At 64.2% G+C, this 21,718-nt stretch carries 18 protein-coding genes; 2 read left to right on the top strand and 16 right to left on the bottom strand.

Going from position 1 to position 21,718, the window contains the following annotated elements; all coding sequences use genetic code 11:
* Positions 1-170: 170 nt before the first annotated feature.
* Both pgeF and GWC77_RS12595 read right to left on the bottom strand, forming a co-directional pair.
* Complete coding sequence (gene pgeF, locus GWC77_RS12600; protein WP_173257235.1) at positions 171-1,001, bottom strand: peptidoglycan editing factor PgeF; 831 nt, start codon at positions 999-1,001, stop codon at positions 171-173.
* A 49-nt stretch (positions 1,002-1,050) separates the two neighbouring features.
* On the bottom strand, positions 1,051-2,247 hold the full coding sequence (locus tag GWC77_RS12595; protein WP_173257234.1) for an RluA family pseudouridine synthase: 1,197 nt from the start codon (positions 2,245-2,247) through the stop codon (positions 1,051-1,053).
* A gap of 71 nt (positions 2,248-2,318) precedes the next feature.
* Here GWC77_RS12595 and GWC77_RS12590 point away from each other — a divergent pair, with 71 nt between their 5' ends.
* Complete coding sequence (locus tag GWC77_RS12590) at positions 2,319-3,179, top strand: outer membrane protein assembly factor BamD (protein WP_254366929.1); 861 nt, start codon at positions 2,319-2,321, stop codon at positions 3,177-3,179.
* 103 nt (positions 3,180-3,282) lie between these two features.
* Here the strand turns inward: GWC77_RS12590 and GWC77_RS12585 are convergent, their stop codons facing one another.
* The 3 genes from GWC77_RS12585 to GWC77_RS12575 all read right to left on the bottom strand — a co-directional run bounded on the left by GWC77_RS12585 (position 3,283) and on the right by GWC77_RS12575 (position 6,748).
* The gene (locus tag GWC77_RS12585; RefSeq protein ID WP_367949041.1) at positions 3,283-5,472 is read right to left on the bottom strand and encodes an ATP-dependent DNA helicase; all 2,190 of its coding nucleotides are present in this window, start codon (positions 5,470-5,472) and stop codon (positions 3,283-3,285) included.
* Between the two features lie 131 nt (positions 5,473-5,603).
* Complete coding sequence (locus GWC77_RS12580) at positions 5,604-5,819, bottom strand: DUF465 domain-containing protein (protein WP_173257231.1); 216 nt, start codon at positions 5,817-5,819, stop codon at positions 5,604-5,606.
* 83 nt (positions 5,820-5,902) lie between these two features.
* Positions 5,903-6,748 (bottom strand): colicin transporter, encoded by an 846-nt coding sequence (locus tag GWC77_RS12575; protein ID WP_173257230.1) that lies wholly within the window; start codon positions 6,746-6,748, stop codon positions 5,903-5,905.
* A gap of 164 nt (positions 6,749-6,912) precedes the next feature.
* On the opposite strand from GWC77_RS12575, the gene GWC77_RS12570 reads away from it, so the two are divergent.
* Positions 6,913-9,255, top strand: coding sequence for a Tex family protein (locus GWC77_RS12570; protein ID WP_173257229.1), 2,343 nt, complete (start codon positions 6,913-6,915; stop codon positions 9,253-9,255).
* 125 nt (positions 9,256-9,380) lie between these two features.
* Here the strand turns inward: GWC77_RS12570 and GWC77_RS12565 are convergent, their stop codons facing one another.
* The 11 genes from GWC77_RS12565 to bamB form a co-directional block, all read right to left on the bottom strand.
* Positions 9,381-11,273: a potassium transporter Kup gene (locus GWC77_RS12565; RefSeq protein WP_173257228.1), complete on the bottom strand. Its 1,893-nt coding sequence runs from the start codon at positions 11,271-11,273 to the stop codon at positions 9,381-9,383.
* A 145-nt stretch (positions 11,274-11,418) separates the two neighbouring features.
* The gene (locus GWC77_RS12560; RefSeq protein ID WP_173257227.1) at positions 11,419-11,991 is read right to left on the bottom strand and encodes a phosphoribosyltransferase; all 573 of its coding nucleotides are present in this window, start codon (positions 11,989-11,991) and stop codon (positions 11,419-11,421) included.
* 15 nt (positions 11,992-12,006) lie between these two features.
* Entirely contained in the window at positions 12,007-13,353 is a 1,347-nt protein-coding gene (locus GWC77_RS12555) for an adenylosuccinate synthase (RefSeq protein ID WP_173257226.1), read from the bottom strand.
* A 123-nt stretch (positions 13,354-13,476) separates the two neighbouring features.
* Positions 13,477-14,631, bottom strand: coding sequence for an ATP phosphoribosyltransferase regulatory subunit (locus GWC77_RS12550; protein WP_173257225.1), 1,155 nt, complete (start codon positions 14,629-14,631; stop codon positions 13,477-13,479).
* A gap of 39 nt (positions 14,632-14,670) precedes the next feature.
* On the bottom strand, positions 14,671-14,862 hold the full coding sequence (locus GWC77_RS12545) for a DUF2065 domain-containing protein (RefSeq protein WP_173257224.1): 192 nt from the start codon (positions 14,860-14,862) through the stop codon (positions 14,671-14,673).
* 42 nt (positions 14,863-14,904) lie between these two features.
* A complete protein-coding gene (gene hflC / locus GWC77_RS12540; protein WP_173257223.1) occupies positions 14,905-15,813 on the bottom strand; it encodes a protease modulator HflC in 909 nt (302 codons plus the stop codon).
* Positions 15,814-15,826: 13 nt separating this feature from the next.
* A complete protein-coding gene (gene hflK / locus GWC77_RS12535) occupies positions 15,827-17,182 on the bottom strand; it encodes an FtsH protease activity modulator HflK (RefSeq protein WP_173257222.1) in 1,356 nt (451 codons plus the stop codon).
* 32 nt (positions 17,183-17,214) lie between these two features.
* Complete coding sequence (hflX, locus tag GWC77_RS12530) at positions 17,215-18,417, bottom strand: GTPase HflX (RefSeq protein ID WP_254366927.1); 1,203 nt, start codon at positions 18,415-18,417, stop codon at positions 17,215-17,217.
* Positions 18,418-18,493: 76 nt separating this feature from the next.
* A complete protein-coding gene (gene hfq, locus GWC77_RS12525) occupies positions 18,494-18,730 on the bottom strand; it encodes an RNA chaperone Hfq (RefSeq protein WP_035930711.1) in 237 nt (78 codons plus the stop codon).
* A 142-nt stretch (positions 18,731-18,872) separates the two neighbouring features.
* Positions 18,873-20,210: a ribosome biogenesis GTPase Der gene (gene der, locus GWC77_RS12520; RefSeq protein ID WP_173257221.1), complete on the bottom strand. Its 1,338-nt coding sequence runs from the start codon at positions 20,208-20,210 to the stop codon at positions 18,873-18,875.
* Positions 20,211-20,485: 275 nt separating this feature from the next.
* On the bottom strand, positions 20,486-21,631 hold the full coding sequence (gene bamB / locus GWC77_RS12515) for an outer membrane protein assembly factor BamB (RefSeq protein WP_173257220.1): 1,146 nt from the start codon (positions 21,629-21,631) through the stop codon (positions 20,486-20,488).
* Between the last annotated feature and the right edge of the window lie 87 nt (positions 21,632-21,718).

The raw sequence follows: 21,718 nt of genomic DNA, 5'->3' as shown, positions 1-21,718 counted from the left end.
ATAAGTTTTTTATTATCGTTTTCCCGATATCGATTGATCGGGCCGAGCCTCCGGCCCGGCTTGGCGTTGCATGCGTCGGCCGCTCCCGGCTGTCGCCGGGCGTCCGCCAGCGCACGGACCGCCAGCGGCGTTCGTGCGCTACATCTTTGTGCAGCGCATTGCTGCTGCCGTTACGCTCGATCGGCAAGCCAGATCAGCGCGGCCATGCGCCCCGTCCTGCCGTCGCGGCGAAACGAGTAGAACCGCTCGCGCTCGGTGACCGTGCACGCCCCGCCGCCGCCCACTTGCGCCAGACCCAGCCGGGCCAGCCGTAAGCGCGCCAACGCATAAAGATCGGCCCAATACTTGCCCGGCGCGTTCTCGCGAGGTACGAACGCTCGCACCGTGGCCTCCGCGTCTCGGGCATCGCCGGCACCCTGCATGAACGCGTCGCGTACCTCGGCGCCAACCTCGAAAGCCCGCGGGCCGATGGCCGGACCGAGCCAGGCATGCAGCGAAGCCGTAGGAATCCCGGCCAGCTGCGCCACGCGCTCAGCCGCCTTTTCGACTACACCGGCCGCCAGACCCCGCCACCCCGCGTGTGCCGCACCGACCGCGCGGCCTGCCGGATCGCAAAGCAGCACCGGCAGACAATCGGCCACCATCACCGTACACGCCAGCCCCGTCGCAGCCGTGACGCACGCATCGGCGAGCAAGGGCTGCGCCGATGCCACCGCGTCCTGCGCGCTCGCCACCGCATCGCCGTGGACCTGATCGAGCCAGGCCACGCGCGCGCCGGTCAGCGCCGCGAGCCGCGCGCGATTTTCCGCGACCCGCTCCGGATCGTCCCCGGTATGCAACCCAAGGTTCAGGCCGCCATGCTGCTCGACGCCTTCGGCGAAGCGTCCATAGGGCGGCAGACTGACGCCGCCCGCGCGCGTCGTCACGAGTGCCCGCACACGCGGCGATACTTGCCACGAGGGCACCACGCAATCGGCCTGCGTCAATTCCGCGCGATTCATTCTGAGCCTTCCCTTCTCGTTTTCGTTAGCGATTGCGCATGGCGGGACCTCACTCGAGGTCATCGTCGGCGTCATCGAACTCGAACGTAACGGACTCGCCCGCTTGCCAGGCCTCGTCGAATCCGGCGTCCGTTGCATCGAGCGGCACCTCGGCCTCGGCGCCGAATCCCAATTCCCGTGCGAGCTCCGCCATATCGGCCGGCACTTCGGCGCGCCACTGCATTGCGCGCCCTGTTGCCGGATGAATGAGCCCGAGACGCCACGCATGCAGCGCCTGTCGCGCAAAACCACCCGGCAACGGAATGGTCGAACGCCTGCCGCGCGCGTTGCCGTAAAGCGGATCGCCCAGCAGCGGATGCCCGATATGCGCGCAATGCACACGAATCTGATGCGTGCGCCCCGTCTCGAGATCGCAATGCACCGCGGAGATGGGCTGCCGGTGCCAAAGCGTTTCATCGATCCGGCGAAAATGCGTGCGCGCGGGCTTGCCCGACGCCCCCGCAACCACGGCCATACGCTTACGCTCGCGGGGATCGCGTCCGATCGGCGCGTCGATCGTACCTTCGTCCGGCGTGGCGCCCCAGACCAGCGCGACGTAACGCCGCTTGACCGTGCGCGCCTGCAGTTGGCGAACGAGGTCCGTCTGCGCTTCGAGCGTGCGCGCGACGACCATCAGTCCCGAGGTGTCCTTGTCGAGCCGGTGCACGATCCCCGCACGGGGCAGCCCGGCCGCGGCCTCGCCGTAGCGATGCAGCAATCCGTTCAGGATCGTGCCGCTCCAATTGCCGGCGGCCGGATGAACGACGAGTCCGGCCGGTTTGTCGATGACGACGAGCGCATCGTCCTCGTAGACGATGTCGAGTTCGAGCGGCTCGGGCGCAAAAGCCAGTTGCTCGGGCAGCAGATCGGGTTCGAGCTCGATCACCGCATCGAGCGGCACCGCTTGCCGCACCTTCGACGGCATGCCGTTCACACGTACGCGACCAGCCTCCACCCAAGTTTGCAACCGGCTGCGGGAAAACTCGGGGAATACCCGGGCGAGCACCTTGTCGAGCCGTTCGCCGGCAAGCGCTGCCGGCACGCAGACGCTGCGCGGGGCCGGCGCGGCGATGCTCGCCATCGGCCGTGTGCGATCCCCCTCGGTGAGTGCACCGCCGAGGGCGTCGGCGCGGTCAATGCTTCGGCTATAATCGGCGCTTCGATCTTTGGAGCCGGGCTCGGCGCCTGAAGGACTTTTGCGGGTCATTAAAACTGGGTCACTGAGTGAGACTGATAGCTAGGAAGCATGGAGAAATGCGGCAAGCCTCGAACACCATGATGCGATCGGCCATTCGCGCGGCCGGGCACGCACTCGAAAGCACCGCCCGGCGCGCCGCCCGGCCCGCGGCAGCGAGCCTCTCGCTGGCGGCCGCGGCGTTGATCGTGACGGGTTGCCACGGCCTGCCCCAAAAGACCGACGAGACGGTGACCTGGTCGAACAACAAATTATACTCGGAGGCGCAAGACGCCCTCACGGGTGGCGACTGGGGCAAGTGCGCGAAATACTTCGAAGCGCTGCAAGGCCGCGATCCGTTCGGCCACTTCGCGCAACAGGCTCAGATCAATGTTGCGTACTGCAACTGGAAAGACAACGAAGCGGCGGCGGCGGACCAGGCTATCGACCGCTTCATCAAGCTGCATCCCGATCATCCCGATGTCGCCTACGCGTACTATCTGAAAGGGATGATCCACTTCAATGACGATCTCGGTCTGTTCGGACGATTCTCCGGGCAGGACATGAGCGAGCGCGATCCGAAATCGCTGCGCGAGTCGTATGACGCGTTCAAGATCGTCGTCGACAAATACCCGGATAGCAAATACGCCCCCGATGCGGCGGCGCGCATGCGCTATATCGTCAATGCTCTCGCCTCGTATGAAGTCCATGCGGCCGACTACTACTACCGGCGCGGCGCCTATGTCGCTTCGATCAACCGTGCTCAGCGGGCGCTCAAGGAATACAAGAACGCGCCGGCGATCGAAGATGCGCTGCATTTGATGATGCTGTCGTACACGAAGCTCAATGAGCCGCAGCTCGCCGAAGATTCGCGCCGGGTGTTGGCGGCAACATTCCCCGACAGCCCCTATATCACGGGTCGCCCGCGTCCGGGCACGAAGAAGGCCTGGTGGCAGATCTGGTGAAGATTCGCGCGGGGGTGAAACGAGCGCCGCCGCGTCAACGCGGCGCGCTCTCCCAGCGTGTACCGAATGGATGCAACTGAGCGATCCGGCTGTTGCGGCAAGGCTATGACGCTTCGGCGTCGCGTACGGCATCCTGCGTTGGCTCGGCAAAGAACTCCCGCACGACTTCGATCTCGCGCGTACGCTTGAACGGCGGCAGGCTCTGCCAGATGCGCTTGCCATAGGGCTTCTCGACGAGGCGCGTGTCGCAGATCATCAACACGCCCCGATCGGTTTCCGCCCGGATGAGCCGCCCCGCCCCTTGCTTCAGCGTAATCACGGCCTGCGGTACCTGATGGACCGCGAACGGGCTCAAACCTTTCTTCGTCAGGACGTCGAGCCGGGCCGACAACACCGGATCGTCGGGTGGCGCGAAAGGCAACTTGTCGATGACGACGAGCGACAGCGCATCGCCGCGCACATCGACGCCCTCCCAGAAGCTTTGACTGCCCACGAGAATCGCATTGCCGTACGCACGGAAACGATCGAGCAATTCCGTGCGGCTCGCGTCCCCCTGCGTCAATAGCGGCGTCGACCAGCCACGGGTCTCGATGACGTCGCGCAGCTTGGCCGCGATGCGATCGACGGCACGCAGCGTCGTGCAGAGCACGAAGACGCCGCCGCCGGCCGCTTCGATGGCAGGCAGCGCCGCATCGAAGACGGCATCGGTAAACGCCGGCGACGACGGTTGCGGCAAATTGCGCGGCACATAAAGCAGCCCTTGCGTGCCATAGTCGAACGGGCTCGGCAACGTCATCGAACGCTTGGCGTCGAGACCCATCTGCGCCGCATAGTGGGTGAAATCGCCACGAACCGAAAGCGTCGCCGACGTAAAGATCCACGCCCTCGGCACCCCTGCGCGCTGCTTCGCGAAAATGGGCGCCACTGAAAGCGGGGTCTCGTGCAATTGAACGCTGTGCGAGAACACCTCGACCCAGTGAATGCGATCGTCGGCATGCTCGGACGCGGCTCTCGGCTCTCGGCTCGCCGAAGCGGTTCGTTCGGCGTCGGCTGCAGGCGTTGGCGCAGCGATCCAGCGCGCCAATTGATCCTGCAGCTCGCGGGCGCGCCGCAGGCAGGCACCGAGCGATTCGGCGCGCTCGGCCTGTGCCGCCAGTGCCTGAGCCAGCGTATCGAGCGCCGCATCGAGTGCATCGAGCGCCGCGTAAAGCGGATGGGTCTCGCCGAGCTGGGCCGCGGAGACTCGCAGCGAATCTTCCCTGAACGTTAGCCGGACGTCGCGCGCCGCGCGCTCGAGCGCGGCGCCGAGTTTGACCCATTCCACGGCATCGCGCGCATGGACGAGCCCTTCGGCGACCGTGTCGCGCGCGAGCTCGAGCAATTGCGCCGTGGAAAGCGTTTCGCCGAAAAACAAGGTGGCCGTTTCCGGCAATTGATGCGCTTCGTCGAAGACGATCGTATTGGCTGTCGGCAACAGCTCGGCCATGCCGGTATCGCGCAACATGATGTCGGCGAAAAACAGATGATGGTTCACGACGACGATATCGGCCTGCTGCGCCTCGCGGCGCGCCTGCATGACGAAGCAGTCCTTGTAGTTCGGACACTCCTGCCCGAGGCAGTTTTCGCGTGTCGAAGTCACCATCGACCAGACCTGAGCCGTCTCGGGCACACTCGCTAGCTCCGCCTTGTCGCCCGACTTCGTGATCTTCGCAAAGCGGACGATGTCCTGCAAATAGGCCGTCTCCTGCCGCGAAGGCAGCCGCCCGTTATCGGCGGTACGCTGCAGGTAGTAGTGGCACAAGTAGTTGGCGCGCCCCTTGAGCATGGCGACGCTGACCGGCACCGCGAGTGCGTCGCGGACGGTCGGAATGTCGCGTGCGAAGAGCTGGTCTTGCAAGTGCTTCGTACCGGTCGAAATGACGACCTTGCCGCCCCAGAGCATCGCGGGGACAAGGTAGGCAAAGGTCTTCCCGGTACCCGTGCCCGCCTCGACGATCAGCGTGTTCTCGCCGCTGTCTTCTCCGTCCGAAACGCTGCCGGTCTCGTCGACTTTGCCCGGGTCTCCGCCTTGCGGGTTGCCCTCGCCCGAGAGGCGCCTCGCCGGCCGGCGCTGCAACTCGAACATCGCGGGCTCGGGGAGCGCGCGCGCCGACGCTTCCATCGTCGCCGCCACGGCGCGCGCCATTTCGATCTGGGATGCTCGCGGCCTATAGCCGTCGATGGCGCGGGCGAGCACACCGTCGGCCGCGAAAATCGCGTCGAGCTCGGCCCCGCGCTTCGCGCTCAATGCGATGGCAGTGTCTCGCTGCGGTGCACCGGTGCGCCCCGCGGCGTTCGAAGATTGATCCGGCGATGAATTCAAGGCAAGCGATTCCTGCTCCGTCCGGCGTCAAGTCGCAGCGCCGGCGCCCGCCCGACGGTCGCTCATGCGTGCTTGTCCGGTTCAAGCTGCAATTGCAGCAGCATGATGTTGTCTTTGACCTTGAGCTTGCGCTTTTTCAGGCGCCGCAGCTCGAGGTCGGAAATATCCGATGAGTCCGACAATCTGTCGATCATGCGATCGAGTTCACTGTGCTCCCACTCCAACTGCACGATGCGGTCGCGTAAAGCGCTCGTGGTGATCGCGTGATGGCCGCGCATGGTCCGCCTCCTCGGTCGATAGGCGCTCGCCCGCCTCGCGGCGGTCTTCACCTGAGGTTGCCGTCCAGCAAAAACGCGTCGCGTCAGTCGCTCTCCTGCTGCTCCTTTTGCAACTGCTTTTGCTGCTCCTGCTGCTGCAACTGCTCCTGCTGTTTTTCCTGCGCTTTTTGCGCCGCCTGCTTCTGGCGCGCCTCCACGTCCGCCTTGTGCTGCGCGGCATCCGTCTGCTTCTGTTCGAAGCGCTGCGCGCGCTCGGCGCGCTCGCGCGCATCTTGCGCCGCCTGGCGCCGCGCATCGTCGAGCTTGCGCCGATAGTCGGCCTGTTTGCGATCGTATGCCGCTTGATTCGCGGCGCGCTCCGGCGCTTGCGCTCCTCGGCGCGCCTCGTCGAGCGCATGCTGGCGCTGCTTGTCCTCGAACGCCTCGGCGTTGCGCGCATCCGCTGCGGCCCGTTGCGGCGCGTCGGCAGCCTCGCTCGCCGCCTTCAACGCCTCGCGCTGATCCCGCTCCTGCGCGTGCGCCGCGCGCCGTTCGCCGTTGAGCGCGAGCTGCTCGGCCTGGATGCGGGCCTGCACGGCGCGCATTTTGTCGCGCGCGCGCCCGAGGCACGCGTTCACGAAGAATTTCGAATAGCAATCGTGCACGGCCACGCCGTACGCGTAATCGTTCTGAGCCCCGCGTTCATCGAGCGCCTTTTGACGCGCGTCGAAATCGCTCGTGGCCGCGGCATTCGCCGAGGCTTGCGCCTCGGGCTTGCCTGCCGTCCCATCGACGCGCTGCGGCGAAGAACCAGCGGAAGACCCTTCGGCCACCGACGGTTGCGCCGCCAGCGCGAGCGGACAAACGACGATCGCCGCGGCCAATCCGGCAGCGCGCACGAAGGCGGGAAAACGGGAAGTCTGCAACGTGTTGGACAGGGACTGGAACATGAGCGAAATTCTAACACTCGGGGATTCGCCGCCGATCATTTATGGCAAAATGCGCCGCTCCAGCAACCCGGCTTCGCACCCGCCTTGCAGCTGCTTCGGACCTATTTCGGCCCCGTTTCACGCGGCTCGGCGCGGCCCGCACGGCCCTGCAGCCCAACGCCTCTATGACGGACACCGTAGCACTGAAGATCGTACAGCGCATCGCCACCGAATTGACTGTTCAGCCGCGCCAGGTCGCGGCCGCCGTACAACTGCTCGACGAAGGCGCAACCGTCCCGTTCATCGCGCGCTACCGCAAGGAAGTCACCGGCAATCTCGACGATACGCAGCTTCGTCAGCTCGAAGAGCGGCTGCTTTACCTGCGCGAGATGGAAGAGCGCCGCGCCACCATCCTCGCGAGCATCGAAGAGCAAGGCAAGCTGACCGACGAGTTGCACACCGCGATCGTCGCGGCCGACAGCAAGCAAGCGCTCGAAGACCTGTATCTGCCCTATAAGCCGAAGCGTCGCACGCGCGCGCAAATTGCGCGCGAAGCCGGGCTGGAGCCGCTCGCGCAGGCGCTGCTCGAGGACCCGCGTCTCGATCCGCAACAGGAGGCCGCCCGGTACGTCGATGCCGAAAAAGGCGTGGCGGATGTCAAGGCCGCACTCGACGGCGCGCGCGACATTCTGTCCGAGCAGTTCGGAGAGCGCGCCGAACTGCTCGGCAGGCTGCGTGAATACCTGCAAGAGCGCGGCATCGTTTCGTCGACGGTCGTCGCCGGCAAAGAGAACGAAGAAGGCGAGAAGTTCCGCGACTACTACGACTACTCCGAGACGCTGAAAACCGTGCCGTCGCACCGCGCGCTGGCGCTTTTCCGCGGGCGCAACGCCGGCATCCTGATGGTCAAGCTCGGGCTCGGCGCTGAGCTGGACGCCGAAGTGCCGCACCCATGCGAAGCCATGATCGCGCGTCACGTCGGCATCGCGAACCAGGGGCGCGCGGCCGATAAATGGCTCGCCGATGTCTGCCGCTGGTGCTGGCGCGTGAAAGTCCAGCCCCATCTCGAGAACGAACTGCTGACGCAACTGCGCGAAACCGCGGAGCATGAAGCCATTCGCGTTTTCGCCCGCAATCTCAAAGACCTGTTGCTGGCCGCGCCGGCCGGCCCCAAGGCCGTGATCGGGCTCGACCCGGGTCTGCGCACGGGTGTGAAAGTCGCGGTCGTCGACCGGACGGGCAAGCTGCTGGCAACGGATACGATCTACCCGCACGAGCCGCGCCGCGACTGGGACGGCTCGCTCGCGAAACTTGCGCGCATTGCCGCGCAAACGCAAGCGGAGCTGATCAGCATCGGTAATGGCACGGCGTCGCGCGAGACCGATAAGTTGGCGAGCGAGCTCATCAGCCGCCATCCCGAGCTGAAGCTTCAGAAAATCGTCGTATCCGAGGCGGGTGCGTCGGTCTACTCGGCCTCGGAGCTGGCGGCCAAGGAATTCCCCGATCTCGATGTCTCGCTGCGCGGTGCCGTCTCGATTGCCCGTCGTCTGCAGGATCCGCTCGCCGAACTCGTCAAGATCGAGCCGAAAGCGATCGGAGTCGGCCAATACCAGCATGACGTCAATCAGCGCGAACTCGCCCGCTCGCTCGATGCCGTTGTCGAAGACTGCGTGAACGCGGTCGGGGTCGATGCGAATACCGCTTCGATCGCCCTGCTCGCTCGTGTCTCGGGCCTGAATGCCACGCTCGCTCGCAACATCGTCGAGTTCCGCGATGCCAACGGTCCCTTTCCATCGCGAGAGCATCTGCGCAAGGTCCCACGTCTTGGCGACAAGACCTACGAGTTGGCGGCCGGCTTCCTGCGTATCAACGGTGGCGAAAATCCGCTCGATCGATCGTCGGTGCACCCCGAGGCCTATCCCGTCGTCGAACGGATTCTCGCGAAGATTCGCAAGGACATCGACGTGGTGCTCGGCAATCGCGAGGCCCTCGCCGGTCTAAGCCCGGCCGAGTTCGTCGACGAGCGCTTCGGCTTGCCGACCATACGCGATATCCTCGCTGAGCTCGAGAAGCCCGGCCGCGATCCGCGGCCCGAGTTCAAGACCGCGACTTTCCGCGAAGGCGTCGAGAAGATCTCCGATCTCGCACCGGGCATGGTCCTCGAAGGCGTGGTGACGAACGTCGCGGCGTTTGGGGCGTTCGTCGATATCGGCGTGCATCAGGACGGCCTCGTGCACGTCTCGGCCCTGTCGACCAAATTCGTGAAGGATCCGCACGAAGTCGTGAAAGCAGGCCAAGTCGTGAAGGTCAAGGTCCTCGATGTGGATGTGAAGCGTCAGCGCATCGCGCTGACGATGCGACTGGCCGACGATGCGGCTCCCGTGCGCAGCGGCGGCCCGACCGGCGAGCGCAGCGCAGGCCAGGCGAACGGAAACGGACGCAACACGGTCATGCGTGGCCAGCGTACGCGCGACGAGCAACCGGCGGGCGCGATGGCGGCCGCATTCGCGAAATTGAAGCAGCGCTGACGCGCTCACGAAAAGCGTCGCATCCCGCGCGGCGCCTAACGGAAAATGCCCGTGTCGAAGCCAGACACGGGCATTTTTGCATCACGAGCCCGCCGCGCCGCCTTCGGCGTCGGGCAAGCCGCCGCTCAAATCTCGATCTTCGTGCCCAATTCGACGACCCGATTGGCCGGAATACTGAAGAAGTCCGTGGGCTTGGCCGCGTTCTGGTGCATCCAGGCGAACACGCGCTCGCGCAGAATCGACATACCGGGCAACTGTGTCGGCACGACCGTTTCGCGGGCGAGGAAAAACGATGTATCCATGAGTTCGAACGTCATCCCGTACAGCCTGCTGATTTCCGAGAGCACCGCTTTCACATCGGGCGTTTCGTTGAACCCGTAAGCGGCCTTCACCAAGAACAAGCCGCCGCCCTCGTCTTTGATCGTGACGCGCTCGTCGTCCTTGACGTATGGGATATCGAGCGTGACGAATGTCAGAAACAGCGTGCGCTCATGCAGCACCTTGTTGTGCTTGAGATTGTGTAGCAGGCTGACGGGCACGAGCGTATCGCTGCCCGTCAGATAGATCGCCGTGCCCGAGACCCGATGCGGCGGGTGTGCGAGCAAGCCCTGCAGGAACGGCGCGAGCGGGATGCCGTCCGCGGCGGTGCGCTCCTTCACGAGCAAACGGCCCTTGTGCCAAGTCATCAGCAGGAAGAAGAGCAATGCGCCGATGCCGAGCGGCAGCCAGCCGCCTTCTGCCACCTTCAGCAGGTTCGCACCGAAAAAAGCGAGGTCGACGACGATGAAGGTTGCGATGATCAGCGCAACGAGCAGTTTGTTCCAGTTCCACACTTTGACCATCACGACGCAAGCCAGCACCGTCGTAATGACCATCGTCGTCGTCACGGCGATGCCGTATGCCGCCGCGAGATTATCGGAGCTCTTGAACCCGATGACGATCATCAGGATCACGAAGAGCAGCATCCAGTTCACGACGGGAACATAAATCTGACCGATTGCAAGATCCGAAGTATGGAGGATCTTCATGCGAGGAACGTAGCCGAGCTGAATGGCCTGGCTCGTGAGCGAATAAGCACCGGAGATGACGGCCTGCGAAGCAATGACCGTTGCGATGGTCGAGAGCACGACGAGCGGCAGCGTGGCCCAGTCGGGCGCCATGAGAAAGAACGGATTCGCGAGCGCGCTATGATCGTGCATGAGCAGCGCGCCCTGCCCGAAGTAGTTCAGCACCAGCGAAGGCATGACGATGCAATACCAGCCGACCCGGATCGGCTTCGCGCCGAAATGACCCATATCGGCATACAGTGCCTCCGCGCCCGTCAGCACGAGAAACACCGAGCCGAGCACCACATACGCCTGCAGAAGATGGCGGCTCATGAATGTCATCGCGTAGTACGGATTGAGCGCGGCGATGATGCCGGGTTCGCGAATCACATGCGCCACACCGAGGACGGCCAGCGTCAGGAACCAAACGACCATGATCGGCCCAAAGAGCTTGCCGACCAGCGACGTGCCGTGCCGTTGAATCCAGAAGAGCGCGACGAGGATCACGATTGTGATCGGAATGACGAGATGCGAGAGCTGAGGTGTGGCAACCTCGAGACCTTCGACGGCGGACATGACGGAAATGGCCGGCGTGATGACCGCATCGCCGTAGAACATGCAAGCGCCGAAGATGCCGAGCATCAATAAGGTGGACGAGGTCCGCCCCTTGCTCGTAAACGGGCGAAGCGAGAGCGCCATCAGCGCGAGCACACCGCCTTCGCCGTTGTTGTCGGCCCGCATGACGAACAGAACGTACTTGATCGAGACGACAACGACTATCGCCCAGAAAAGCAGCGAAATAACGCCAAGAATCGACGCATCGGTCAATGGAATGCCATGCGACTCGCTGAATGCTTCCTTGAGCGCATACAGCGGGCTCGTGCCGATGTCGCCGAATACGACGCCAATGGCGGCCAGCGCAAGCGCAGGCAAGGATTGCTGGCGGATATGATCGTGGCCGTTATCAGTCATAGGCGAACAAAGGTAGAGCGGATCAGCGGGCAGCGAGCGCTATTCTAGCGGTGCTTGCATGGCGCGCACATACAAAAAAGCGGAGCCGGTCGACTCCGCCGCCATGCGACTCGTTCGCATCCGCGTTTTTTCGCCCCCGGGCACGTTATGTGCCGGATGGCGACCCGGCCGTGCCGCGTTTGATCCACGCGGCAAGATTGTGAGGACGCACGGTGTCCCACTCCTCGAACGGCTGATGGATCCACGGGTTCGTTGGCAGATACTGCACGAAGTAATCGGGCTTCACCTGCGAGCAGCCCTTGTACCAGAGCACGGCCGAGCGCACGGCCGTGACGGCCGGATACCGCTCTTTCAGGTGTTGCTGAACCCGCGCAAGCGTCACGCCCGAATCGACGAGATCGTCGACGAGCAGCACGTTGCCCGACAATTCGCCGCGCGTCATCGTGATGTACTGCGCGATGTCGAGCTCGCCTTGTTGCGTACCCGCTGCCTCGCGGTACGAGCTCGTTGCAAGAATGGCCAACGGCAAATCGTAGATGCGAGAGAGCTGATCGCCTACACGCAAGCCGCCGCGCGCGAGACACAGGATCTTGTCGAATGTCCATCCGGAATCGTGCACCGCGAGAGCGAGCATTTCGATCAGCCGGTGGTATTCGTCCCAGCTGACCCAAAGGTTCTTCTCGTCGTTGCGCGCATCCGCCATCGAGAATGTCGTCATGTCCCGCACCGCCCGTTACACCTTGAACGGATGACGCAGGAGGATCGTTTCATCCCGGTCCGGTCCGGTCGAGACCATGTCGATCGGCACGCCCGCCACTTCCTGAACACGCGTCAGATACGCCTGCGCAGTCGCCGGCAGCTCGCTCCACTGCGTGATCCCGATCGTGCTCTCCTTCCAGCCGCCGAACGTCTCGTAGACCGGCTCGCAGCGCGCCACCTCGGCGGCACCACGCGGAAGCAAATCGACATCCTTGCCGTCGATCTTGTAGCCGACACACAACTTCACTTCGTCAAGCCCGTCGAGCACATCGAGCTTCGTCATGCACAGCCCCGAGACGCCGTTGATCTGAATCGAGCGGCGCAGCGCGGCGGCGTCCAGCCAGCCGGTGCGACGCGGTCGCCCCGTCACCGAGCCAAATTCCTTGCCGACGTTCGCGAGCGTCACACCGACCGACTCCTGCCGCTGCGGATTGTCCGCATCATAGAGTTCGCTCGGGAACGGCCCCGCGCCCACGCGGGTGCAGTACGCTTTCGTGATCCCGAGGATGTAATGAAGCTTTTGCGGTCCGACGCCTGCGCCAGCGGCAGCGGCACCGGCCACGCAATTACTCGATGTCACGAACGGATAGGTACCGTGATCGATGTCGAGCAGCGTGCCTTGCGCACCCTCGAACAGCAGGTTGCGCCCCGCGGCGTTTTCGTCGTACAAGCGACGCGATACATCGGTGACCATGGGCCCGATACGTTCGGCGTAGCCGAGCATCGTGTCGAGCGTTTGCTGGAAATCGACCGCCGGAGCACCGAGATACTGGGTCAGCACGAAATTATGAAAATCGAGGTTGTCCCGCAGACGTTCGGCGAACGCGGCCGGGGCAAACAGATCCTGAACGCGCAACGCGCGCCGGCCTACCTTGTCTTCATACGCGGGGCCGATGCCGCGGCCCGTCGTGCCGATCTTGCCGGCGCCTCGGCGCAGCTCGCGCCCCTGGTCGATGGCAACGTGGTACGGCAGGATCAGTGTGGCCGCTTCGGAGATGAACAGGCGCCGCCGCACATCGAGGCCGGCCGCTTCGAGCTCTTCGATTTCCTTGAAGAGCGCCTCCGGCGAGAGCACGACGCCATTGCCGATATAGCAGGCCACGTCCGCACGCATGATGCCCGACGGGATCAGACGCAGGATGGTTTTTTTGCCACCGATGATGAGCGTATGGCCGGCGTTATGACCGCCCTGGAAACGCACGACGCCTTGCGCGTGGTCCGTCAGCCAGTCGACGATCTTGCCTTTGCCTTCATCACCCCATTGAGTCCCGACCACGACGACGTTGCGTCCCTGGGCTGCGTTCACTGCACTGGCAGACATGTTGATTCTTGAGCTGGTTAAAAACGTATTCTACCCATGTTCGCCGGGCGTTCCGACTTTTTCGTTTCGCGTCAACGGCATGGGATTCTTGGACGATGCGGCACCGCTCGCGGTGCGCACGGCTTAGGGTCGCAGCACCTCGACTACCCACGCGCCGTCGCGCTCGATCAGCACGCGATCACAGGCGAATTCGTCGAGGTCGTGATCGTGGCCCGGCAACGCCTGAATGACGATTTCGCCCGCATCGCGCAGCGCGGCGACGCTGGCACGCAACGCGTCGTCATGCCGCCACGGTGCCAGGATCGCGCTGCTGCGCGCCTGGGCCGGCAAAATCCGGGCAAGCTCGCGCAGATCGAGCGAAAAACCGGTCGCCGCGCGCGCGCGCCCGTACGCCTGACCGACATGGTCGTAGCGCCCGCCCCGTGCAACGGCATTCGATACGCCATCCACATAAGCGGAAAACATGACACCGCTGTGATAGGCATAGCCACGCAGATCGGCCAGATCGATCGTCACTTCGGCTCCCTCGACTTGCGCCGCGAGGAACGTCAAGTCATCGAGCGCCTGTGCGATATCGGGCCATTGCGGCAAACGCTGCCGCGCCTGGTCCAGCACCGATGCGTCGCCATAGAGCGAAGGCAATAGCCGCAGCGCGTCGCGTATGGGTGCGTCGAGTCCCTCCGTGAGTTCGTCCAGTCGGGCGACGTCCTTGCCTGCGAGCGCCTCGTAAAGCGTCTCGCCCATGGCCGCTGCGGCCGGCTCGCGCGCGAACAACGCGGCGAGTACGCCGGCATGGCAAAGGTCCAGCCGGACCTTGCCGAACCCGGCCAGCCGCATGGCATCGAGCATCAGCTGCTGAACTTCGACATCGGCTTCCAGTCCTGCGTGACCGTAGATCTCGGCACCTACCTGGATCTGCTCGCGCGTCGCGTGCAGCCCGCGCGGCCGGGTATGCAACACACTGCCCGCGTAACACAGCCGCGTAACGCCCTGCCGATTCAGCAGATGCGCATCGATGCGCGCCACCTGGGGTGTCGTATCGGCTCGGAGTCCCAGCGTGCGACCCGATAACTGGTCGACAAGCTTGAACGTGCGCAGATTGAGGTCGGCGCCGCCGCTCGTGAGAAGCGATTCGAGATATTCCAGCAGCGGCGGCATCACCAGCTCATAGCCGTAGGCGCGAAATCGATCGAGCAGCGCGCGGCGCAACTCCTCGATCTTTCGCGCTTCCGACGGCAGCACATCGGCAATATTCTCGGGAAGCAGCCAGGTCGACATTCGGGTGAGTCCTACGACATTGATGGATAACGCGCGGCCTCATGTGGCCACGAGAAGCAACACGAGACCCAACGCCATGACGATGAGCCCGCCGACGCGAATATGATGCGCCGGGCGTGCCGCAATTTTACGGAACGTCTCCCGCCATGCAGTCGGGAATACGAACGGGAACATGCCCTCGATAATGAGCATCAACGCGACCGCAAGCAGTAACGAGCCAGCCATGTCCATACGCTTTCAGCCGCGGACCGATGAGCGCGGCGTCCCCTCTTGTCAGTGTTTTTTCGGCGCAGCCTCGGCGCGGGTGGCCGTTTCGGCATTGCCGCCGGAGTTGCGCATGAAGCGGAAAAACTGGCTGTCCGGATCGACGACGATCACGTCGTTCGGCTTGAACACCGCCCGGTAGGCCTGCATGCTCTGATAAAACTCATAGAAACCCGGGTCCCGGCTGAACGCGTCCGCCGCGATTTCCGCGGCTTTTGCATCGCCTTGACCCTTGATCGTCTGGGCCTGTTTGTATGCGTCGGCCAGCACGGTCTGGCGCTGCCGGTCGGCGTCCGCCTTGATCGCCTCCGCCTGCGCGGCACCGTCCGCGCGTGCGGCGCTTGCCGCCTGTTCGCGCTCCGCCGCCATGCGTTTGTAGACGGTGTCGGACATGTTGCCGGGGAAATCGACGCGCACGAGTTGCAGATCGACGACATCGATACCGAGCGAGCGGGCGCCGTTTGCCATCGCCTCGCGGGCACTCGACGCAATCTGAGTCTGATGCGAAAGCGTATCGGTCAGCGTGCGCTTGCCGAGCGCATCGGCGAGCGCCTCACGCGCGAGCGCGCTCAGACGCTCGGGTGTGCTTTGCAGATCGCCCCCGGTCGTCGCAAACAGCTTGAGCGGCTCGACGACGCGATACTTCAGGAGCGGACTGACGAGCAGATCGCTTTTGTCCGACGTCGTGTAGCGATCGGGATTGCCGGCATCGACGGTCTGGATGCGCATATCGATGCGCACCGCCGCTTGAATGGGCGTGGGCAGCTTGAAATGCAGGCCGGGGCCGACGACCGTCGGGTCCGCCTGGCCACGCGAATAGACGATGCCGACATGCCGCTGATCGACGACCACGAGCGTGGATGCGCCCGCGAACAGCAGCAAGACGACGACGATGACGAGCGCAACGATACGGTTCATGATCGGGCGCCCCTCATTGCTGCAACTCGTCTTCGCGCGAGCGGCTTCGGAACCCGTCGCGTGAACGCATCGCGTCGCTCGCGGCGGCCGCGCGGCTCGCGGGACTGGCGACGGCCGGGGCAGCCGCCGAAGCGCCCTGTGTGGGCGCCGCGGCAGACGATGCGGGTGCTGGCGCGCCCGGCGCCGCCTGAGCATCGCCCGCGCCACGTGCCTTCGCCTCGATCAGCTTGTCGAGCTGCAACTGGACGACGCTCGAACCCGCTTTCGTGTCGACGAAAACCTTGGTCGTATTCGAATAGATGTCACGCATGGTATCGAGATACATTCGCTCGCGCACGATGGCGGGCGCCTTGGCGTACTGGGCATAAACCTGAGAGAAACGATCCGCATCGCCTTGCGCCTGCGTCACCACGCGCTCGGCATAGGCCTTGGCGTCATCGAGCGAGCGAGCGGCATCGGCTTGCGCGCGCGGCAGAACTTCGTTCGCGTACGCCTGCGCTTCGCGCTTCATGCGCTCGCGATCGTCTTTCGCCCGAAGCGCGTCGTCGAACGCCGCTTGCACCTGCTGCGGCGGCTCGATGCTCTGAATCGTCACACCGGCAACGGTCAGCCCCGCGCGATACAGGTCGAGCGAGCGCTGAATCGCCGCGGTCAACTGCTGGCTCAGTCGATCGCGATTTTGATCGAGCAGCGCCTGCGTGCCGCTCGCGCCGACAATCGCTCGCGCCGCCGCTTGAGCGGCCTGCGTGACGCTGCGATCGGGGTCGACCGCGTGAAAGAGGTAGTCGGTCGGCGATTTCACCTGGTATTGCACGCTGAAGCGCACGTTGAGGATGTCGCCATCTCTCGTGAGCATCGAGGCATCCATCAGGTTGCCGTCGTTCACGGCGTTGCGCCGGCCGACTTCAATGGAGCGGATCTCCGATACGTTGACGATTTCGCTCGTCTCGAACGGATACGGCGAGCGCAGATGGACACCGGGCCCGACCGTCCTGCGCAATTTTCCGAACTGGAGCACGACGCCGGTCTGGCCATCTTGTACGACGAAAACGCCACTGCCGATGTAGATCGCCACGAGTACGCCGATGACGATGCCGACACCCACGCGCGCTGCGCGCCCATTATCGGGTCGGCGCTCGCCCGGCCCTGGGCCGCCGCCCTTGCCGCCGAAAAGCCGCGAAAGGCGCCGATTGAATTCGCGCCACATCTCGTCGAGATCGGGCGGACCTTCGCCGTTGCCGCGCCCGCGATTCGGCTCGTTCGGACGCTGCCGGTCGCCGTTGCCGTCGCTGCGCCCCCAACGAGGGTCGCTGATGGAAAGAATGGCGCGCGCACGCATCCAGAAACTCCGCTCGTTGTATTCGTTCACCTGTGTTCGTTCGCTCGAGTTGGGAGAGCCGGTCAATGCAGATCGGAACGGCGCACAACCGCCATTCCGTCCAGCCGCGGTACGTCGAAATCTTTGTGCTCGTCCGCCGCTGCCTGGGGTTCCGGCAGCGCCCGCCCGGTGTCTGGGAGATGTTCTGAGGTGGCGATCTCGGCGATGGCTGCGCGCAGCGAATCGAGTCCTTGCCCGGTGCGCGCGCTCAAAAAGACGCGCGAAATATTACCATACTCGTCGCGCTCGACCGCCTCCTTGCGAGCCGCGAGTTCCGGCACCGCATCGATCTTGTTGAAGACGAGGACTTGCCGCACGGTATCCGCGCCAATCTCGCGCAAGACTTCGTTCACTTGATCGATCTGATCGAGCCGCACGGCGCTCGATGCGTCGACGACATGCAGCAGCACATCAGCATGGATCGTCTCCTCCAGCGTCGCGCGAAACGCAGCCACGAGCTGGTGCGGCAACTCGCGAATGAACCCGACCGTATCGGACACCACGACCTGGCCGGCCTCGTCGCCGAGGAACACGCGCCGCGATGTCGTATCGAGCGTGGCGAACAGTTGATCGGCCGCATAGGCTTGCGCCTTCGTCAATGCATTGAAGAGCGTCGACTTGCCTGCGTTCGTGTAGCCCACGAGCGAGACCGACAGCGTGCGGTTGCGCTGGCGCTGGCGGCGCTGCGTGCCGTGCTGGCGCTGCAGCTTCGCGAGGCGCGTCTTGAGCATCTTGATACGGTCGCCGATGAGCCGCCGGTCCGTCTCGAGCTGCGTTTCGCCGGGCCCGCGCAGGCCGATACCGCCTTTTTGCCGCTCGAGGTGAGTCCAGGCGCGCACGAGCCGCGTTGCAATGTACTGCAGCTGAGCAAGCTCCACTTGCAGCTTGCCCTCGTGGCTGCGGGCGCGCTGGGCGAAGATGTCGAGAATCAGGCTTGTCCGGTCGATCACGCGCCGATTAAGCGCCCGCTCCAGATTGCGTTGCTGTGCCGGTGCGAGCGCATGGTTGAAGATGACGATTTCGATGTCGTTCGCCTCGCAGGCGAGGCGCAACTCCTCGGCCTTGCCACTGCCGACGAACAGCGCGGCATCGGGGCTCGACCTGCGCCCCGTCAACATCACGGCGGGATGGGCGCCCGCGCTTTGCGCGAGCAGGCTGAGTTCTTCGAGACTGGCTTCGAAGTCGATCTTGCCGAAATCGATGCCGACGAGCGCTGCGTTGATCAAATTGGTGGACGTCAAATTGAAGAGGCCGGCACGGCGGCGCGGTGCAACCGCCGCCGTGCCGTCCGCAATGATGGGTTCAGGACGTCTCGGCGTCCGGATGGAAATTGACCGGACGGGCGGGAACGACCGTCGAAATAGCGTGCTTGTAAACCATCTGAGTAACGGTATTCCGGAGCAACACGACGTACTGGTCGAACGATTCGATGTTCCCTTGCAGCTTGATGCCGTTGACCAGATAAATCGAGACAGGCACGTGCTCTTTGCGCAGTGCGTTCAAAAACGGGTCTTGTAACAATTGCCCTTTGTTGCTCATAGCAAACTCCGTCGTTTTTTTGCAGGTTGGATCCACATCGACGCCGAAGAAAAAGAGATCCGGCGTCAATCGCTACACTATAGCCGATTTTCGTTGGCGCACGCGGTGCCCGGCCGTCCGGCCGATCCTCCGTCGGAGCCGGTCAGCTCTTGTCCGCGTAGGGATTCGCCGATGAGCGAAACTCGATGCGCAATGGAGTTCCGGTCAGCGAGAAAGTTTCTCTGAAGCGGTTCTCGAGGTACCGTTTATAGGTATCCGTCACCGCATCGAGCGCATTACCGTGAATCACGATGATCGGGGGATTCTGCCCCCCCTGGTGCGCGTAACGCAGTTTCGGGCGCACTGGCCCCCGACGCCGCGGCTGCTGGAACTCGACCGCTTCGATGAGCGCACGCGTGAGCTTCGGCGTCGGCAGTTTCGCCATGGCCGCGGCATACGCCGCGTCGACTGAGCGCATCAACGCGCCAATGCCGGACTTCTCCGTGGCGGAAACGAAATGGAATTTGGCGAATTCCAGGAATTTCAGCTTGCGCTTCAGATCGGCCTTCGTGCGCTCGCGCACGTGTTCGTCGAGTCCGTCCCATTTGTTGACCCCGACGACGAGCGCGCGCCCCTGCTCGACGACGAATCCCGCAATATGCGCGTCCTGATCGGAAATATCCTGCCGCGCATCGAGCAGCAGAATGACGACGTTTGCATCGGCAATCGATTGCAGTGTCTTGACGACCGAGAACTTCTCGACGGCCTCGAACACCTTGCCCCGACGGCGTAACCCGGCCGTGTCGATGAGCGTATAGCGGCGGCCCTGCCGTTCGAAATCCACGTAGATCGAATCGCGCGTCGTGCCGGGCATGTCGAACGCGATGACGCGATCCTCCCCGATCAGCGCATTGACCAGAGTGGACTTGCCCACGTTCGGGCGCCCGACGATGGCGATCTTGACGCCGTGCGGAGCCTGGTCCGCCTCGGCTTCGTCAGGATGGCCCGAATAGGCGATCTCGAGCGCGTCATTGATCATTTCGGTGACGCCGTCGCCGTGCGCGGCCGAAATCGCCCGGGGGTCTCCGAGCCCGAGCTCATAGAAATCCGATGCGACGGCCGTGTACTTCATGCCTTCCGCCTTGTTGACGACGAGCATGATCGGCCGCCCCGTCTTGCGCAGGTATTCAGCGATCGACTTATCTTGCGGCGCCAAGCCATTGCGGCCGTCGACGATGAAAACCACGACGTCGGATTCCTCGACCGCCTGCCGCGTCTGGCGAGCCATCTCGTGAAGGATGCCGTCTTTCGCCACGGGCTCGAAGCCACCGGTGTCGACGACGAGATAAGGCCTGTCGCCCGCGCGCCCTTCACCGTAATGGCGATCGCGCGTGAGACCCGGCAAGTCGGCGACGAGAGCATCCCGCGAGCGAGTGAGCCGATTGAACAGCGTGGATTTCCCCACATTGGGGCGCCCAACGAGGGCAATAACGGGTTTCATGAGATGTCATCAAAGTAAAGCGCCGGTGCCGTGATCGGCACCGGATGGCGCGCGCGTTGCCTGAAGCGCCGGCGCCCGGACAGCGCGGCTTCGCGCGGCGCGCGCCGTAAAAGGCCTGTCGTCTTGCCGCACGTTATCACGATCGCGTCATGACGCCCATGCGGGGCGTGACCGACGGGCCGCCGCCGTACGACACCGGCCGCGGCCTCATCGATACGCAAAGGCCGGCGCGGAGCGGCCCATGGCGGCTAACCAGGCGCCGCCCGCTTTTGCGTTCAGCGCGGGCGGAAACCGAACAAATTGCCGTCCTTCGTCTGAACGACCAGCGTATCGCCCGCTACCACGAGCGGCGCGCTGATACGACTGCCGTCGGTCGGTACGCGCGCCACGAACGAGCCGTCGTCGCGCGAGAGGAAATGGACAAAGCCCTTGTAATCGCCAAAGACGGCCGACGGCCCTAGCAACAGGGGTGCGCTCAGATCGCGATTCTTGAGCTTGTCGTTACGCCAGAGCACATGGCCGTCGCTGGCGCTGAATGCTTCCGCGACCGACCAATCGTCGCTCGAGATCACCGTGGTGCCGTCTTGCGCCACCCCCGTCGTGCTCGAGAACGGCTGTTCCCAAATCGGCCGCCCCGAATTCGCATCGAAGCAGCCGATGCGCCCCTGAAACGTAGCGGCGCAAGCTTCGGCGCCGACGAGAACCGGCGCGCCCGTCACGTCGTTGATCCGCTCGACTTCGGTGACGCCCTTCGGGTACGACACAGGCGCCTGCCAGTAATCGTCGCCCGTCTTCAAGTCGATCGCGGCCAGCCCGCCGCCCGGGAAACCAGCCAGTACCGCCACGTCGCCCGCGAAGGTCATTCCGGCCGACACGCGCAGATTGAGCGGCACCGCCCGATTGTGATAGACCCACTTGAGCTCGCCGGTTTGCGCGTTGAACGCATTGATCTGTCCGTCGATCGTGCGCACGAGCACGAGCCCGTTGCCCACGAGCGGCGGGGAGATGACCTCGCCCGGTACGTCGGATTTCCAGAGCTGCTTGCCGTTCGCATCGAGCACATAGACGCCGCCGCGCACCGCGCCGACGGCCGTCAAGGTGCCGTCGCTGCCGACGCCGGCCGTCAGATCGGTATGAAGCTTGGTGTGCCAGATTTCCTTGCCCGTCTTCGCGTCGATCTTCGCCACGGTGCCGCCCGCGCCGGCCGCATAGACCGCATCGCCGACCGCGATCGGAGAAAACAGGTAGCGCCCGGCCTTGCCGACGCTCGCGCGCCAGACGCGCTCGACCGTGAGGGCGGGCTTGAACTCCGTGAGCGGTGTTGGCACGCGACGCTCGTCCTTGGAAGACGAGCAGGCTGTCATCGCGAGGACGGTCATCGCACAAGCAACGGGCACGGCTAAACGTTTCAGCAAATTCATTGGAGGGCGAAGCATCGTCTAGGGTTGATCAATCGAGGCGAGCGGCGCTGCCTGTGCGGCAACCGCCCGACGGCGAACCGGCGCGCC

It is taken from the genome of Paraburkholderia sp. NMBU_R16, from assembly GCF_013282575.1.
In the GTDB taxonomy this organism is placed as follows: Bacteria; Pseudomonadota; Gammaproteobacteria; order Burkholderiales; family Burkholderiaceae; genus Trinickia.
The sequence above is the reverse complement of the archived record's forward strand: the minus strand, read 5'-3'. Positions and strand labels throughout refer to the sequence as shown.

Bases quoted from the DNA above. Each gene is read 5' to 3' on its own strand.
- GWC77_RS12560 (WP_173257227.1), bottom strand. From the start codon at position 11,991: ATGACGACATTCTCGATGGCGGATGCGCGCAACGACGAGAAGAACCTT.
- pgeF (WP_173257235.1), bottom strand. From the start codon at position 1,001: ATGAATCGCGCGGAATTGACGCAGGCCGATTGCGTGGTGCCCTCGTGG.
- GWC77_RS12580 (WP_173257231.1), bottom strand. From the start codon at position 5,819: ATGCGCGGCCATCACGCGATCACCACGAGCGCTTTACGCGACCGCATC.
- GWC77_RS12545 (WP_173257224.1), bottom strand. From the start codon at position 14,862: ATGGACATGGCTGGCTCGTTACTGCTTGCGGTCGCGTTGATGCTCATT.
- hfq (WP_035930711.1), bottom strand. From the start codon at position 18,730: ATGAGCAACAAAGGGCAATTGTTACAAGACCCGTTTTTGAACGCACTG.
- GWC77_RS12565 (WP_173257228.1), bottom strand. From the start codon at position 11,273: ATGACTGATAACGGCCACGATCATATCCGCCAGCAATCCTTGCCTGCG.
- bamB (WP_173257220.1), bottom strand. From the start codon at position 21,631: ATGAATTTGCTGAAACGTTTAGCCGTGCCCGTTGCTTGTGCGATGACC.
- hflC (WP_173257223.1), bottom strand. From the start codon at position 15,813: ATGAACCGTATCGTTGCGCTCGTCATCGTCGTCGTCTTGCTGCTGTTC.
- GWC77_RS12570 (WP_173257229.1), top strand. From the start codon at position 6,913: ATGACGGACACCGTAGCACTGAAGATCGTACAGCGCATCGCCACCGAA.
- GWC77_RS12595 (WP_173257234.1), bottom strand. From the start codon at position 2,247: ATGACCCGCAAAAGTCCTTCAGGCGCCGAGCCCGGCTCCAAAGATCGA.
- GWC77_RS12575 (WP_173257230.1), bottom strand. From the start codon at position 6,748: ATGTTCCAGTCCCTGTCCAACACGTTGCAGACTTCCCGTTTTCCCGCC.
- GWC77_RS12550 (WP_173257225.1), bottom strand. From the start codon at position 14,631: ATGTCGACCTGGCTGCTTCCCGAGAATATTGCCGATGTGCTGCCGTCG.
- GWC77_RS12555 (WP_173257226.1), bottom strand. From the start codon at position 13,353: ATGTCTGCCAGTGCAGTGAACGCAGCCCAGGGACGCAACGTCGTCGTG.
- der (WP_173257221.1), bottom strand. From the start codon at position 20,210: ATGAAACCCGTTATTGCCCTCGTTGGGCGCCCCAATGTGGGGAAATCC.
- GWC77_RS12590 (WP_254366929.1), top strand. From the start codon at position 2,319: ATGCGATCGGCCATTCGCGCGGCCGGGCACGCACTCGAAAGCACCGCC.